The organism is Methanoculleus thermophilus (assembly GCF_001571405.1).
GTDB lineage: Archaea > Halobacteriota > Methanomicrobia > Methanomicrobiales > Methanoculleaceae > Methanoculleus > Methanoculleus thermophilus.
On the sequence record NZ_BCNX01000006.1, the window covers coordinates 329,375 to 345,281 of the forward strand.

General features: G+C 59.7%; 14 protein-coding genes and 1 pseudogene. 4 read left to right on the top strand and 11 right to left on the bottom strand.

The window, feature by feature from the left end; genetic code table 11:
• Positions 1–46: 46 nt before the first annotated feature.
• The 5 genes and pseudogenes from MCUTH_RS04915 to MCUTH_RS04930 form a co-directional block, all read right to left on the bottom strand.
• Positions 47–592 carry a nitroreductase family protein gene (locus tag MCUTH_RS04915; protein ID WP_224732721.1) on the bottom strand — a complete coding sequence of 182 codons (546 nt, stop codon included), beginning with the start codon at positions 590–592 and terminating at the stop codon, positions 47–49.
• Positions 585–1,058, bottom strand: a pseudogene (locus MCUTH_RS11935) (SagB/ThcOx family dehydrogenase); the annotation flags it as partial. The pseudogene MCUTH_RS11935 and the gene MCUTH_RS04915, both read right to left, overlap by 8 nt.
• A 117-nt stretch (positions 1,059–1,175) precedes the next feature.
• Positions 1,176–1,325, bottom strand: coding sequence for a hypothetical protein (locus MCUTH_RS11940; RefSeq protein WP_224732722.1), 150 nt, complete (start codon positions 1,323–1,325; stop codon positions 1,176–1,178).
• A gap of 45 nt (positions 1,326–1,370) precedes the next feature.
• Positions 1,371–2,867 (bottom strand): MFS transporter, encoded by a 1,497-nt coding sequence (locus tag MCUTH_RS04925; RefSeq protein ID WP_066956350.1) that lies wholly within the window; start codon positions 2,865–2,867, stop codon positions 1,371–1,373.
• Positions 2,868–3,142: 275 nt separating this feature from the next.
• The gene (locus MCUTH_RS04930) at positions 3,143–3,955 is read right to left on the bottom strand and encodes a glucose 1-dehydrogenase (RefSeq protein ID WP_066956355.1); all 813 of its coding nucleotides are present in this window, start codon (positions 3,953–3,955) and stop codon (positions 3,143–3,145) included.
• A 193-nt stretch (positions 3,956–4,148) separates the two neighbouring features.
• Here MCUTH_RS04930 and MCUTH_RS04935 point away from each other — a divergent pair, with 193 nt between their 5' ends.
• The gene (locus tag MCUTH_RS04935) at positions 4,149–4,535 is read left to right on the top strand and encodes a response regulator (protein ID WP_066956358.1); all 387 of its coding nucleotides are present in this window, start codon (positions 4,149–4,151) and stop codon (positions 4,533–4,535) included.
• Here MCUTH_RS04935 and MCUTH_RS04940 read toward each other — a convergent pair.
• Complete coding sequence (locus MCUTH_RS04940; protein WP_066956361.1) at positions 4,510–5,778, bottom strand: sensor histidine kinase; 1,269 nt, start codon at positions 5,776–5,778, stop codon at positions 4,510–4,512. The genes MCUTH_RS04935 and MCUTH_RS04940 overlap by 26 nt on opposite strands.
• Before the next feature lie 505 nt (positions 5,779–6,283).
• Between MCUTH_RS04940 and MCUTH_RS04945 the strand changes: the two genes are divergently transcribed.
• From MCUTH_RS04945 to MCUTH_RS04955, 3 genes are read left to right on the top strand one after another with little or no spacing between them, the layout of a single operon-like run.
• Positions 6,284–7,669, top strand: a complete 1,386-nt coding sequence (locus MCUTH_RS04945; protein WP_066956363.1) for a PAS domain S-box protein — start codon at positions 6,284–6,286, stop codon at positions 7,667–7,669.
• On the top strand, positions 7,663–8,709 hold the full coding sequence (locus MCUTH_RS04950; protein WP_150468678.1) for a methyl-accepting chemotaxis protein: 1,047 nt from the start codon (positions 7,663–7,665) through the stop codon (positions 8,707–8,709). Before MCUTH_RS04945 ends, MCUTH_RS04950 begins: the two co-directional genes overlap by 7 nt.
• A 15-nt stretch (positions 8,710–8,724) precedes the next feature.
• The gene (locus MCUTH_RS04955; protein WP_066956369.1) at positions 8,725–9,207 is read left to right on the top strand and encodes a chemotaxis protein CheW; all 483 of its coding nucleotides are present in this window, start codon (positions 8,725–8,727) and stop codon (positions 9,205–9,207) included.
• Positions 9,208–9,336: 129 nt separating this feature from the next.
• Here the strand turns inward: MCUTH_RS04955 and MCUTH_RS04960 are convergent, their stop codons facing one another.
• The 5 genes from MCUTH_RS04960 to MCUTH_RS04980 all read right to left on the bottom strand — a co-directional run bounded on the left by MCUTH_RS04960 (position 9,337) and on the right by MCUTH_RS04980 (position 15,735).
• Complete coding sequence (locus tag MCUTH_RS04960) at positions 9,337–10,221, bottom strand: thiamine pyrophosphate-dependent enzyme (RefSeq protein ID WP_066956371.1); 885 nt, start codon at positions 10,219–10,221, stop codon at positions 9,337–9,339.
• Entirely contained in the window at positions 10,218–11,876 is a 1,659-nt protein-coding gene (locus MCUTH_RS04965; RefSeq protein WP_066956374.1) for a 2-oxoacid:acceptor oxidoreductase subunit alpha, read from the bottom strand. Before MCUTH_RS04965 ends, MCUTH_RS04960 begins: the two co-directional genes overlap by 4 nt.
• Before the next feature lie 140 nt (positions 11,877–12,016).
• Positions 12,017–12,763 carry a hypothetical protein gene (locus MCUTH_RS04970; RefSeq protein WP_066956377.1) on the bottom strand — a complete coding sequence of 249 codons (747 nt, stop codon included), beginning with the start codon at positions 12,761–12,763 and terminating at the stop codon, positions 12,017–12,019.
• Positions 12,764–12,817: 54 nt separating this feature from the next.
• Positions 12,818–13,951 (bottom strand): NAD-dependent epimerase/dehydratase family protein, encoded by a 1,134-nt coding sequence (locus MCUTH_RS04975; RefSeq protein WP_066956380.1) that lies wholly within the window; start codon positions 13,949–13,951, stop codon positions 12,818–12,820.
• Positions 13,952–14,145: 194 nt separating this feature from the next.
• The gene (locus MCUTH_RS04980; protein WP_066956382.1) at positions 14,146–15,735 is read right to left on the bottom strand and encodes an FMN-binding glutamate synthase family protein; all 1,590 of its coding nucleotides are present in this window, start codon (positions 15,733–15,735) and stop codon (positions 14,146–14,148) included.
• Positions 15,736–15,907: the final 172 nt, after the last annotated feature.

Consider the following 15,907-nt stretch of genomic DNA (forward strand, 5'->3'; position numbering starts at 1 on the left):
CGAATGATCCCTGATAAGGAATGAGGGTCCGTTCCAGCGGGTTCTCTCACCATGCGTTCTGGTGCACTCTATCCTCGCGGTAGCGGTCAACCGGCGGGGGGCGTGCGGCCGGGTGGCCAAGTGTGACGAGGGCGAAGGGAAGAACGGAGTCCGGGAGCGAGAAGAGGTTTGCAAACCCGAGCACCCGATCGGGGTCCGGGTAGATGGCAGTCCAGACCGCGCCGAGCCCGAGCGCGTGAGCAGCGAGGAGGATGTTTTGGGTCGCCGCGGCGCAGCCCTGCACCGAGATGTCGCGGTCTTCCGGGTGGCTTAAGTCCGCACAGACGAGGATCGCGAGCGGTGGAGGTGGGCGGATCTTGGCATACGGGCTGACGGCAGGAATTCTAGCGAGAATATCCGGGTCGTCGATGGCGATAAAGTGCCAGGGCGGCTCGCTCCCGGAGAACGGTGCCTGCATCGCGGCGGCGAGGAGGCTTTTCGCCGTCTCCGGAGCGACCGGACGATCGGTGTACTCCCGTACGCTTCGCCGGGTCAGAATTGCTTCGAGGGCGTCCATGATGGACCCCTGTGGACGGTTCTTGACTTCAAACATTCCCCGGGATCCCTCTCCCCACCGGCATAAGGTAGAGCGGCACCGTCTCCTCCGAAAGCTTGAGGACCTCGCGAACCGCGGCATCGTCGAACGCCCCCATGGCAACGGTAGCAAGATTCATCGTCTCTGCCTGGAGGTAGACATTCTGGGCAGCATGCCCGGTCTCCATGTATACGAACTGCATCCCCCGTTCTTCGCCGTATTTTGCGATCGTTCGCTCGGGGTCCGCGGCGATGACGAGCGTTGCCGGGGCGTCGCCGACCTGAGTCTGGTTGCGCGCCGCAACCTTGAGGGCCTCCCGCAGGTCCCCTCTCTCGAGGCGGACGAGTTGATGCCCCGCGGGATCGTAGTGGTAGGTCCCCGGCTCGAGATCGGTGACGCTTCCCGCGACGAGGTAGACCTCCAGGGGGTAAAGTGCGCCGGCGGAAGGTGCGGTCCGGTGGCCCGTGCTGTCCGTGATCCCTTGCGCTGCCCAGAGGACCTACCCGATCTCGGCGAGCGTGAGCGGCGTTTCGGCATAGACCCGGACCGACCGCCGGTTGCTGAGTGCCTGCTCTACGGAGATGCCGCTCTAGGTCCTTGGTTAGGGGTGGGTGATGACACTCTCTTCCTGTGGTGTCGACGTGCTGTTCTCACCCGGTGTCTGGAGTGTACCGATACATCCTGCGGCAAGAACTGCCATTGCGAGCAGCGCACTGATGATGATGCCTGCGTGCAGATATCTCCGATTCATAATATCGAAGTGAAATTCCTGGGCTATGATGGTTACCGATTCATCTTATCGTTTCTTCATTATCTTCTCCCGCCCCTTTCTGCGGTATCTGACCAATGAGAAGGGGAACTTCACGAGGTCGCGAAGACCACCTGCCGACGAGAAGTTTTGCATATCGCGCCTGACCCCGGCGAGAAGTTCGTCGACGACCTCCTGCTCCTTTGCCTCGCCTTCTTCCTGCACAGACGTCAGGCGATGAATTGAGTACAGCCCGAGGATGAAGGCGAAGAGGAAGAAGAACTCCCACTGCTGAAGATCGAGTGTGACAAAGACGAGTTCGCGTGCCGGGTCCCTCCAGATCAGAGTCCAGATGAGCTCACGCTCGGCAAAGAAGTCCACAAGAAGCCCGCCGAGGATCGGAGCCACCCCGGCGGCGACCGAATTGGCGAACGTGCTCGCTGCAAGGTAACTGGTTGCCTGGCCCTTTGGAGCCAGTTTCAGGCCGATGTTCCCCGAGGCAAGCGAGACCCCCGCAAGCGAGATCCCCATTAGGATGTGAATGAGGATGAGGAGGGGATAGGTCAGGATGTAGACATCGGGGAGGGTGACGAACATCCATGCAAAGATCGCGAGCATATAGAGCGGTCCGCTCACTGCGAGGACAGATTTGTTGGAGTACCGGTCGGCAACACCTCCCCATGACCGGTAGAAGGCGATATTCATGATCTGGCTGAGGACGCTGAGACCGACGACGAGCGAGACGTCAAGACCAATCCTCTGGAGCATATAGACCGTGAAGAATGGGGAGGCGAGGTTGACGGCAAAGTTCCACGAGGCAAGGAAGATGATGAGGTTCTTGAAGTTGAGATCCGCAAACGGCTTTTTGATCGCGGCAAAGAGGCCGTCCTCCTCGTATTCGACGACCATCCTGGGTTCTGGCGTGCGGGCGAGGAACGTGATCCCGATAAGGCCCGCGATGAGTCCTAGGGCAAAGAGGACGGAGTAGCCGTAGGTCGGGAGGTCAGGGAAGGCGATCTCCCACGAATCGATGAAGAACCCGGCAACGAGGCTGACGACGAGTGCAAGCGCTGTGGAGAGCGTGAGTCTGTTGGAGAAGAATGCGCCAAGCCGGTCCTGCGGTATCAGGTCACGCATCCAGGAGTTCCAGCCGCAGTGAGAGATTGCCGAGAATGCTGAGTACAGGACAATCGATGCGATGAGCACGAATATCCCCTGCCCGGGCGAGAGGAAGAACGGTATCAGAATGATAGGGACCCAGCAGAGGCGTGCCACGAGGGAGGCCGTAACAACGATCAGTCTCCGCTTCCGTATGCGGTCGACGACGTAGATGGACGGGATCTGCAGGAGTTCTGCAAGGGGCGAGATGGCGGAGAGCAGGCCGATCACGGTGTTCGAGGCCCCGAGTTGCAGGGCGAAGGCTACAAGGAAGATGCCGCCGGTCAACGTCACCATCGCTTGGGTGGCAAGGCCGTCCCAGATGACGAGTTTCAAGCCGTGGCCGATCTCTTCGTCTGTTAGCCCCTCTTTTGTCTCAAAGACCATACGTTGTCCGGTCTCCGTTTACGATGCTCAGGGATGCTCTTTGCTGCGCTGAGCCGCCCGGTGGCAGGCAGGCCTGCTCTACAGTGAATACTCCACAGCGGGCCCTGTTCCGGACAGCCGGTTTCGGGACCTACTGTATAAAAATAGGATTATATTAAGATGTTTAAACAAGTCACCTGGTTCGATTGAGTTTTCAGGTAGCCATCCGGGACTGATCCCGGCTGTTCACCGGCAGGAACTCTTTGAGCCTATCGTTTACTTTAATCTCGTCACTCTTAACTTCCCAACGACCACGGCGTTCTGAAATCGTTACAGAGGGTCAACCCGCCGTCAACGTAGATCGTCTGCCCGGTGATGTAAGCGGCTTCATCCGATGCAAGGAAGGCGAAGACCGCGGCGATCTCCTCCGGCTCCCCGGCGCGGCCGAGTGGAATATGCCCCTCGACGAGGGCTTTCTTCTCCGGGTCTTCCGCCCATTCACGGTTGATCGGGGTTCTAATCGCGCCCGGAGCGACCGTGTTGACCCGGATACCCTGTCCGGCATACTCGAGTGCAAGAGTCTTCCCGAGAGCTCCAAGTCCCGCTTTGCTTGCGGCGTATGGGGCATACTGGGGTTTTGGCATGGTCTCGTGGACCGAGGTGTTGTTGAGGATCACGCCCCCGCCGCCCCGGTCGAGGAAGTGCCTGATCGCTTCCCGTGAGCAGAGGAACGCGCCCCGGAGGTTCACCGCGAGGACCCGATCGTAGGCGTCCATACTCATCTCGTGGGTTGGGCTTGCGGCCTGGATACCGGCGTTGTTGATCAGGACATCAATCCTCCCCCAGGCCTTGAGAACCTCATCGAAGATGCGCTTGACGTCCTCTTCGTTTGCGACGTCCCCCTGGACAAGCATCCCCTTGCACCCCCTCTCGCGGATGAGGCTGCAGGCACCTTGAGCCTCCCCAAGCGTGATCTCCGCCTCCGTCTCGCTTGCATGGTAGTTGATCGCGACGTTTGCGCCTTCATCCGCAAACCTGATCGCCGTCGATCGGCCGATGCCGGTCGAGCCGCCGGTAATCAGGACGTTCTTTCCTTCCAGTCGCTTCATCTCACCTCACCTCCAGGTGGTCCGGGCACCCTGTGGAGTGTGTAGTTTATGAAATCTTGGGTGTGGGCGGGGGCCGCGGTGAAGAACCGAAAGACCGTTAATACCCCTTCACGATACCATTAAATCTGGTTGTCCACTGCTCGTGCGCCCGAACCGGCGCCGGAGGCCGGACGGGGCGGGAGATGTATGCGAGATGATCGGAACAGGTGGTGAAGATACGCGGATACTTGTCGTCGAGGATGACGGCATCATCGCGTTCGATATGGTGTCCCGCCTTGAAAAACTCGGGTACGGGGTTGTTTCGATTGCAGCGACAGGGGCTGATGCGATCCGCCGGGCGGAAGAGCTGCGGCCGCACCTGGTCTTCATGGATATCACGCTCATGGGTGATATGGACGGTATCGAGGCGGCGAAGATCATTCGTGACCGCTTCGGCAGCCGCATTGTTTACGTCACCGGACACTCGGATCCTTCCATCAAAAACCGGGCAATGGCAACGTCCCCCGCCAGATACATCTTAAAGCCATATACCACCGCGGATCTGATCTGCGCGATCAGGTGCGCTCTCCGGCCGGAGTAGCCCCGAGAGGGGGCACGTGCGGCTCCTCTCCGTTGAAGGCGATCGTCACCGTCGTGCCGCCGTCTCCCCGTATTGAGATCTCACCGCCCAGGTACTGCTCGACGAGGTATCGAACTGAGGGAAGGCCGGGGGTGGTGCCCGCGGCAATCTCCATTCCTTCCGGGATACCCACCCCGGTGTCCCGGACGGTAATGGTATATCTGCCTGTATGGTCGCGGTCGATCGCCAGTTCCATCGATCCGGTCATTCCGTCGGGGAATGCGTGCTGGATGACGTTGACAATCCGCTCGGTGAGGATGAATCCGGTGAACTGGGCAAGTTCGAGCGGCATCTCGACCCCCGGGGCACGCACTTTCCAGGCGATCTTCTCCGGGGGCACGTTGTAGGTCCTAAAGAGGGTGCCGGCGAGGCGGGCAATGTAATCCGCCATGCGGACACGGCTGAGGTTCTGCGAGAGGTGGAGTTCTTCGTGGGCGAGGGCGAGCGAGAGGATCTGCTGCTCGGTTGCCCGGACTGCTCTTCGTGCAGCGGGGTCGGTAAGGTGTGAGGTCTGCAGGTGCATGATGCTCGACACCGTCTGGAGTGCGTTGCGCATCCGGAAGTGAATGGCGTGGATCAACGCATCCTTCTCCTCCAGTGCTTTCCTGAGGTCCTGCATCGCTTCGACCTCGCGGGTGACGTCTTCTAGGATGACGGTCACCCCCGGTGCGCCGTCCTCGAAGACGATCGGGATGAACGTCGCGTGGAACTTCATCGTGTGCCCGTCCACTTCCCAGGGGAGTTTGCACCTGCGCTCCTGTCCCCGGAGAGCGGCGTGTATCATTTCGGTGATCTGCTGGCGGATGGGGCGGTCCGGGAGGAATGCCTCAATCGGATAACCGACGATCTCATCTCTGCCGGGGCAGAACTCGGTGCAGAATGCAGTATTGGCGAATACAATGCACAGGTTCCGGTCGAGGACGACGATCAGGTCGGATGTCAGCCCGAGGAGCGCAGAGACCGGCACCCGGTGCGCGAGGGTGTAGAGTTTCGCCGCCGCAACCCTGCGCACCTCGACCTGGCCTGCGGCATGGAGCATGCTCATGTACTTTGCCGTCACGTTTCTGCCGATGCCGAGTTTTCGGGAGATCTCGAGGATACTGAGTCCGTGAGGTTCCTTACGGAGGAGTTTCTTGATCTCTTCGAGTTCGAGCATCTCGCTCGTCATGCAGATCGCGCCTCCTCCGTACTTCTCCGCTGCCATGGTGGTTATTTATGATGTCCGCTCACCATAATTGTTGATATCTTGCCTCTGGAGAACCGGCTTGTGTGTAAAAAATTCATTTTTTTGCAAAAAATTCGAAATACGTTTCGAGAGGCTAAATTTTATTTCACAACATTTATCATAATCTTAGAGTGATCTGCATATAGTATATGCATGCATATATGCGTGCATATCCGCGGGGCGAATCACTCACCCGGGGTTCTCCCCGATATCCCGTGGGACCTGGTCAGGTCCTCTGCACCACCACCCTAGACCCACCGGCGGCAGAGCACACCCGAATCATACACACCGGGGGGCAGAGAGCCCTTTCCCGTTGCCGCACGAGTTCTTCCTGACCTAGTCCGCCTTCGGACGGAAGCATCGTCCATCGTCCCCGGGATGACCAATAAAGGGGATGAACTACGTGGAGAGGATACTGGAACCATTAGATGACAATACTTTCAACTCCGGTAATGACTGTGGAATAAGCGCTGACCTCATAAGGTTGCTTAAAAACGCCGTCGATGGGAGGTTCGAACCGGTGGGGCTCCCGGCCGGATTTAGAGAGAGCGGTGCGGTGGAGGCTCTTGAGTTGATGGCCGATGCCCGGACGGTCCTCCTGAAGAACCCCCTTCCCATGGTCCTCACCGACGTCGGCCTCAACGTCCTCGATCTCAACGATGAGGCGCTCGAACTTTTCGGATGGAGCCGCGAAGAGGCCCTGCACCTGAACATCAAGGACATTGACATCCTCGACCTGAATGGCAAGAGCGTCGCCGACGCCGTGCGCGAGAAACGCCCCATCTCCAGCGAGTTGAAGATCCGGTGCCCGAAGGGCATCCTGTTCCTCAAGACCTGGAGCATTCCTCTGCTTGACGCCGCCGGCAACGTCAAGAGAGTGCACATGCAATTTGTGGACGTCACCGCGGAGAAGAATGCGGCTGCGGATACTGCCGCCTGGTATGAGTCGATCCTTGACGCGGTCCCATTCCCCATCTCGGTCACCGATCTTGAGATGAACTGGACGTTCGTCAACAGGGCCACGGAAACCTTCCTCGGGCGGACGAGGGCGGAGCTCATGGGCCGGCAGTGCAGCGAGTGGCAGGCAAACATCTGCAAGACCCCTAACTGCGGCATCGCCTGCCTCCGGCGCGGGCAGCACCAGACGCTCTTCGAGCAGAACGGCGGCAACTTCCAGGTCGACGTCTCCTACATCAAGAATGCCCGGGGCGAGAACGTCGGCCACGTCGAGATCGTGCAGGATATCTCGGTTATGGTCAAAGCCTCCAGGTACATGGAGGGCGAGGTCCAGCGGCTTGCCGGCAACCTGAGCCGGCTTGCGGCGGGGAACCTGGACTTTGACACCAATATCGCCCCTGCGGACCGGTACACCGAGGACGTTCGGCGGAGTTTCGTCAAGATCATGGAGAGCCTCACGAGTGTCCGCGACAGACTGGGTGCAATGATCGAGGATGCCGAACTGCTGGAGCAGGCAGCGCAGGACGGGCGCCTGCAGGTCCGGGCCGACGCCACGCGGCACGAGGGTGAGTTCCGCACAATCATCGAGGGTCTCAACGCCACGCTGGACGCGGTCGTCACGCCGCTTACCGAGGCGAATGGTGTCCTCCAGCGGATGGCCGTCAATGACTACACAGTGCGGATGACCGGCCAGTATCAGGGAACCTATGCGGAGGTCGCGACGGCCATCAATCGGGTCATAGACCAGGTCAACCGCGTCGCCGATGTCTTTGACGGATCAGTCATGGTGACCTCTCCGACCGCGAAGCGCTTGCGAAAATCGGCCGCCGTTCTGAGCAGGATCGGCTTGCCCCGGCCGGTCTGCGCACTTTGGAGACCCTCCATACCCTGGTTACCGAGACTGAGATGCTGACTCGTGCGGCCCAGAATGGGCAGCTCGGCGTGCGTGCCGATGCAACACAGCACGAAGGGGAGTATCGCAAGATCGTGGAGGGGATCAACGAGACCCTGGATACCATCGTCGTTCCCTTCAAGATGGTAAAAGAGGCTATCGCCCAGCTCGAGAGCAGCACGCAGGAGACGAGCAAGAGTTCCGACGAGATTGCAAAGGCGGCCGAACAGGTGGCGGTGACGAGCCAGAAGTGTGCAGACTTCTCAAGGCAGGTGCTCAAAGAGATCGAGGGCATCGGGAACCAGATGGCGGATCTCTCCGCCTCCAACGAGGAGATTGCGAGCACTGTGCAGGAAGTGCTCTCTGTGAGCAATGAAACGGCCCGGATCGGAAAAGGGGGTCTGGAACTTGGAGAGGCCACCAAACAGAAGATGGCTGCCGTTGAGGAGATCTCCCGGCAGAGCATGGAAGAGATCGTCAGGCTCAACGGACAGATGGCCGAGATCGGCAAGATCGTGAAACTCATCAACGACATCGCCAACCAGACCAACCTCCTCGCGCTCAACGCCGCGATCGAGGCCGCCCGGGCCGGGGAGCACGGCCGCGGGTTCGCGGTCGTCGCAGGCGAGATCCGCAACCTTGCCGGAGAGTCCAAGAAGGCGAGCCACAACATCGAAGACCTTATCGCCTCGATCGTTGCGAACAGCAATAGGACCGCAACGAACATGGAGCAGGTCTACGCGGAGATCGAGGAAGGCGTCGAGAGCGTCAACCGCACGATCGCCGAACTGAAGAAGATCGTCTCCGGGGCGGAGACGGTCAGCGGCGATGTGGGTGAGATCGCCCGGGCTATCGAGAACCAGGCGAACGTCGGGAACCGCGTTGTCGAGGCGATGGACGAAGGAACCCGCCTGATCAAAGAGACCCAGGCGCAGGTGGAGAACCTGGCGTCTCTCTCTGAAGAGACGAGCGCTTCGACCGAGGAGATCGGGAGCGCCGCGCACGAACTCAACGACATGGCAGGCAATCTCAAGGCAACCATGCAGCGGTTCTCCTTCTAGAGCGGGGTGTGGAGAATGGCGACCATAGGTGTTGTTGAGTTCCAAGTCGGGGGATCACTGTATGCCCTCGACATCCACCTCGCGCAGGAGATCGTCGAGATGATGCCGATCACGCCGGTGCCGAGAGCACCGCCCTACCTCGAAGGGATCATGAACCTCCGGGGCGAGATCACCAACATCATCAACCTCAGTCAGCTGCTGTGCCTCTCCGAACAGGAGAGGACCGAGAATCAGAAGATCATCGTTCTGGCTCCCGAGGCCTCCGGCGGGTCGAAGGTCGGGATCGTCGTCGACGACGTCCTTAGCGTCATCCAGGTCGCGGAGACGGACGTCGAACGGCTGGACGCAGCCATCTCAAGCCAGGCCTACATGAAGGGGATCATCAAACTTCAGGGCAGCGACGGGCTTGACCGGGAGAAGAAGGGCGAGAAAGACCTCGTCATCTGGATAGATATCCAGAAGGCCCTCGGGGATCTGGTGAACGATCGGGGTGCGTGATGGAATGGGGTGGGGAAGGACCGTCCTCCTCATCCTGGGGCACGCGGCCGGCCCTGAACCGTGCGGTGCTTTCCGCAAGACCCTTCTGATGCAAAGTTGCTTCTGTTATTTTAGCGAAATACTGAGTTTTCAACGCCATTCCTCGAGCAGCCTTCGGATGAGTTCTCTCTTATCGGGCCTCCCGGCAGTGAGCGCCTGAAAATGCTCCTCGTAGATGGGTTTTTTCGCCGAATAAAACGTCCCGAGTGCGATAGGCGCTTCCCGGTCGTAGTTCCACTCACGTATCTTTGCAAGAGCGCTCTCGAACCGCCCCGTATCGACATCCCCCTCCCGCAGTTCGTAGGTGTGCTTGTTGTAGTAATCGGTCAGATTGAAGTAGGTCGCGCAGATCTGGAGAACGTCGACGAACGAGAACCCCCTGTGCATGATCGCTTCTTTGAAGAGGCCTTTTAGGTGCTGGACCTTCTTTGTGTAGCCACGCGCGATGTGGGTCGCCCCGGCGGCGAGCATCACCTCTAGCGGGTTTATGGGATGCTCCGTGATCCCGCCGGGGGTGGAGCGCCCTTTAAACCCGGTGGGCGATGTCGGTGTGTACTGCCCTGTCGTCAGCCCGTAGACCCGGTTGTTGTGGACGATGACCGTGATGTCGCTGTTTCGTTTGGCTGCGAAGATGAGGTGGTCGAGCCCCTCGGCGTAGATATCCCCGTCCCCGACGTGACAGATGACCTTTAAGTCCGGATTTGCCATCCGTATCCCGGTGGCCGCCGGGATCGAGCGGCCGTGGATGCCGTAGAAACTGTTGACGCCCAAGTAGTCGACCAGTTTACCGTGACATCCGATCCCGCCGAGGAGGACGAAGTTCTCGAGAGGTATCCCTTCCTCCTCCGAGAGCTCGGCGATTGCCGACTTCATCATATGCTGGATCGAGAAGTTGCCGCACCCGGGGCACCAGGTGTTCTGGACCGGGGTGATGAGTTCCCCTGCCGTCTTTCCCGCAGGCTGTTTTGGTTTCATACAAAGACCTCCGCAAGGCGCGCCTCGAGTTCATCAACCGCAAACGGCCGCCCGTCGTACTTCAGGATCGATCTCCCCGGGTCGAACCCATGCTGCCTGAGTAATCGTGCGAGCTGGCCGGTGGCGTTATTCTCGACGCAGACGACCTTCCCCGCCCCGATCATCGCCTCCTTCCAGGCGCGGACGGGGAACGGGGCGAGCACCAGCGGCTGGACGACCCGAGCCTCGAAGGCCTCGGCAGCCTCGATGCACGCCCACTTCTCCGATCCCCAGCAGATGATCGTTTTCCCGGCGTCGCGTGCGCCGTATGTCCTCACGACCGGGTAGGCGCCCAGTTCCGCCGAGAGACTTGCACCCTTCTTGAGCATCTTCTCCCTCAGTCTCCGTGTCTGATCAGGCGCTTCCGTGGTGAACCCGGCCTCGTCGTGGGCGTAACTGTTCACCTTCACGACCGCGCCCTCCCGCCCCGGGAAGGCAAGCGGCGATACCCCCTCCTCGGTCAGTGCATAGCGGCTGTACTCTCCATTTCCATCCCAGAGCAGTGGTTCCTGGTCCGGGTGCGGGACGACGGCATCGATATCGAAGGAGAAGGCGCCTTCCGCGAGCGTCTTGTCGGTCAAGATAATAGAAGGCACCTGATACTTCCATGAGAGCATCAGAGCGGTCGCCGACCAGACGTAGGCTTCATCGAGGTCGCCCGGAGCGACGACGAGTCGGGGGAACTCTCCCTGGCCTGCGTTCAGGATAAAGTGGAGTTCGGTCTGGGCAGTGTAGGTGGGGAGGCCTGTGCTCGGGCCGGGGCGTTGCCCCATCACGATCGTCACCGGGAGTTCCGCCATCCCGGCAAGGGAGAGCCCCTCGGTCATCAGGCAGAACCCGCCGCCAGATGTACCGACCGCAGCCTTCTTTCCGGCGTAGGCAAGGCCAAGGGCCATCATGACGACGCTGATCTCGTTTTCCGGGTGGAGGACCTTGATAGAGAGGTCCTCCGCCCGTTCCGCAAGGAAGTGGAGGAGGTTTGACGTCGGGGTCATCGGGTAGGCGATATAGGTATCTAGCCCGCCGTGGACGAGCCCAAGCCCCGTGACCTCGTTTCCGGTCAGGACGGGAAGCGTCGGAGCACCGAGCGGTTCGACGGAGAAGACGGTTTCCACGGCATCGTAGCCCCGGCCGGCGACCCGGAGGTTTGCCTCCAGGTGCTTTTCCGGGACGGCGGCGCGGAGGACATCCTCAAGGACCTCTCGGCCGATGCCCGCCGTCCGCGCGAGGGCACCGAGCATCGCGGAGTTCTTGGTGATCGGGGGCGCTTTCTCCTCTTCGATTATTCTATCGAGCGGGAGGCCCTGGCCTATCCCTTTTGCCACCTGAGAGGCGTCGTAGATGACTGTCGTGCCTTCGTGGATCCGTTCCCGGTGGGTCTCAATGCCGTTCTGGTCGAAGGCGAGAAGGATATCGACCCGGGTACGGTGTGCTCCGATTGCCTTATCCGAAGCGCGGATGATCGCGAAGTTATGCCCGCCGCGGATGAGCGATGGGTAATCGAAATACATGTAGGTGCGGTATCCGAGCCGTGAGAAGAGGCGGGCAATGGAGAGGCCTGCCGTGTTGATTCCTTCGCCGGCCTTGCCGCCGATCAGTACCGAGTATTCGCTCATGGTATTCGAGTGTGGCGTACCGCGGTTGCGGGTATATAGATTGTGCCTCCGGGGAAGAGGGGCATGAGGGCTGCGGGGCAGCAAAGGACGCAAAAAGGAATGGGCGGCAACCTTCGCCCCTCACGTCCATCATGGTACCCTTACCGCACAATCGGCGACGCTGTCTTATCGAAGGGGTTTGAACGCACGGCAAGCGAGAAGAGGTAGGGATAGTTCTTCTGGAGGTATTCCATGTAATTGAGCCATTCTCCTATGAGCAGGCTGTATGCCCGCTTGATGTCCACGGTGAGGTGGGCAATATCGGTCTGTGGGAGAGCGGAAAAGTCGCCCCGGCGTTCGAGTTCCTCGGTCAGGTGGAATACAGCCCGGAGGAGGTTGGTGAATGACTCGTGCTCCAGGAGGACAGGGTTCTCAAGCAGCCGCAGAAGGAATCCACGCCGCTCTGTAAGGTAACGGCAGAGTTCTTCAAGATTCGCGGCCCCGACGGAAAGGTTGCAACGATGGCTGCGAAGACGGTCGCGCACGCGCGAGAACCTCTCCGGCGTCCAGGCCTCCGTTACGATGAGTTCCTGCCTTATCTCCTCTAGATCTCGGTCGTGTTCCGAGAGGGAGGTGAGGAGTCCGGAGCCGACCTCCGAAAAGAATGCCCCGATGACCATATTCATCTTCTCCAACCGTTCGCGTTTGGCCCGAATGCTTAAAAGCTGGTTTAAGATGAGCGTCACAAGAAGGACATTGATCGGTAGAAAACCGAGGGCGTTGAAGATATACTGGTAGGTATTCTGGGGATCTCCGAGCAGGAGGTCTTTTACGACGTATATCACGACCGAAGAAGCAACCAGGATGATCCCGAGCCGTACTTCCCAGGTCCTAAGACTGAGATGCATGATTTAGAGAAAGTACGACTGCCGGGAAAATAATGGTTGGGCCCCGGGCAGCCTTCAAACGTGGAGGCGCGATGACGCCGGAGTCTTGAGGTGCAGCTTGGGCCTTTGCAGGCCTGCAATCTCTCCTCGAACCCAGGCGACGAGATCGAGCAGCCCCTCCTCAAGGGAGACCTTCGGCTCGTAGCCGAGGGCCTCCCGGGCACGGCTGATATCTGCAAAGCAGTGGCGGACGTCACCGACCCGGGCGGTCCCCATGATCTCGGGCGCAAGGTACTCTCGTCCGGTTATCGTTGCAAGGAGGTCGACGACGGTCCGGAACGTATGAGGGCGGCCGCTCCCTATGTTGAACGTCTCATAGGCAGCTCCTGGCGACTCCAGGGCCAGGCGGAAGGCGCGTGCCGCGTCGTAAACGCTCACAAAGTCGCGCTGCTGGTATCCGTCCTCAAAGAGGCGCACAGGAAGCCCCTGGAGGAGACGGGATGCATATTCGGTCAGCATGCCGGAGTACGGGCTGGCATAACCCTGATGCGGTCCATAGATGGGAAAGAGTCTGAGGATGGTCGTCGGAATGCCGTATGCCTCGCCGATCATCCTGCACATCTCCTCCTGGTTGTACTTGGAGACGGCATAGATCGAGAGTGGTGATGCTTCTTTCGTCTCCGGTGTGGGAAGGGGATAGATCACTTCGCCGTCAGGGCTCCGGGGTTCCCAGTTTCCCTTTGCAATATCCTTGGGCGAGCGCCTGATCTTCGGGTAGACGGTGCCGTTGTACGAACAGTACAGGCCTTCTCCGTAGACGGCAGAGCTTGAGGCGACGATGAGCCGCTCGATGGGATGGTCGAGCAAGGCCTCGAGGAGGACGGCTGTCCCGATGGTGTTGACGCTCGTATACTTCTCAATCCGGCACATGCTCGGCCGTTCTCCAACGACCGCCGCAAGATGGATGACGGCATCCACCCCCTCCAGGGCCTCCTGCAGATGCTGTGGGTCACGTATATCCCCGACGAGGACTTCGGCCCGCCCATCAAGATGGCCGGGAGGCTGCCTGTCTGGACCGTGCACCTGCGGCGTCAGGTTGTCAAGGATCCGGACATGATAGCCGTGCTGTAGCAGTTCCGTCGTGAGATGTGAGCCGATGAATCCAGCCCCACCGGTGATGAGGAGGGTTGGATTTGTGTCCGTATGCATGGTATATCAGGGAGACCTGACGCGCTCTTTACATTAAATATTATCGCGATAAATAAATAAATTTAAAAATTGGTGATTGGATGGATCCTCCCCTCCAGAGTTCTTGATTCCCGATCAATCAAGCGCTCTGGAGGTGGTCTGCGCCCATTGCGTGGTATGGACGTTTATCGGTGCTGCTGGTGCTGATGTGTAACTTATGAGTCGAGGATTGCCTCGGCGGCGTCGCGGTAGGCCCGCATTACGTATGGGATGCCGGAGACTGCTTCCGCCTCTTCGGTCAGGGCCATCAGATCGTTCCGGGAGATTGTCTTGAGGCTGAAGTTCCGCGTCCCGGCCATGATCTGCTGCAGTCCGGTCCTGAACTTCTGGGTGTAGGTGTAGACCCCCACCGCTCCGAGCGGGATCTCGTCGATACGGTCGGGGTACCTCTCCTTGAGCTGCTCGTAGCAGACGAAGATCTCCTCTTTTGTGCGGCCGTACTTCGAGACGGTCTTTGGGAGCTCGCCGGCTTCGAGCCACTTCGCAATATTCTTCCCGACCATGCCGGGGATCATGAGGGCACGGCCCATACAGACGGCCTTGGTGTAGGGGCTCCCCATGGCGAGCGCCTTAAAGACGTTTGCCTCATCCGAAAACCCGCCGGCGATGGCGATGTCCGGAACCCGGATGCCCCGTTCCCGAAGCCGTTCGGCGAACTGGTAGGCGAGGGACTCGATGTAGAAGGTCGGTATCCCCCACTCGTTCATCATCGGCCAGGGGCTCATCCCGGTGCCGCCGGGTGCGCCGTCGATGGTGAGGAGGTCAATCTTCGCCTCGGCTCCGTACCGAAGGGCCATCGCGAGTTCGACGGCCGAGTAGGCGCCTGTCTTGAGGGTAACCCGCTTAAACCCGATATCCCGGAGCCGGTCGACCTCCTCAAGGAACCCCTCCCGGGTGACGAAACCGAGACGCGAGTGCCTCTCGAACTCCTTTATGGCCCCGTTCCGGAAGGCTGCCTGCACTTCGTGGATCCCCGGATCGGGGAGGACGACGTAGCCGCGATCTTTTAGCTGATTCGCCCGGTCGAGGTTGCCGACCTTGATCTCGCCGCCGATACACTTTGCACCCTGGCCCCACTTCAACTCGATCGTCTCCAGGTTGTGCTTTGACGAGACGTACTCGGCGGTCCCAAGCCTTGTATCCTCCACGTTCATCTGTACCAGGAGTTCGCCGTACTTGTCGTGGAACTGCCGGTAGGTCTTGATACGGCGGTCCATCTCGGGCGACTTGCTGATCTTTCCGGTGTGGTCAAGTTCGAGCCCGGGGTCGACACCACAGACGTTCTCTCCGCAAACGAGGGTGATGCCCGATATGGCGGCTCCGATAGCGAAGTGCTCCCAGTTTGCCCGGGCACTCTCGGTCGACCCGAGCGCCCCGGTGAAGACGGGGACCCGCATCGGGACCTTGATACTCCATCCATACTCTGTCCTGGTATCAACATCCGGGAAGAGTGCGGTGTCCGGGCCGGCCTCGATACCCTCCGGCAGCCCTTTTGCACCCCTGGCATAGCCCTGGATGTTCAGGTGCGAGTAGTCGACCGGATAGTTCTTGTCCGCACCAGCGGTGATCTCCCCGTACGGGCCGGGATAGAGGACCTCCCTGCCCCGGAAGGAGGAGAGCCAGATCTCACAGGATCCCTTGCAGCCGTCGACGCACCGGCTGCAGATGCCTGACATGGGCACGACATCCCGGGAGCGGTTGCTCGTTCCAGTCGCGTCGTTGGCGTTCGGTCTTCGTAGGTTCATCGTTGCACCTGATGTGGATAGAAGTTTCCTTCCAATAATTATAAATCTTTCTATTGCCCGATCCGGGACAACTTCCTGATGTCTTTTTGGTCACTATTCGAGGTCGGGATCTCCATAAACCAGGCATTTTTATACAATATTCCGGGAAATTTGTCGCGGACCTTACGAAACT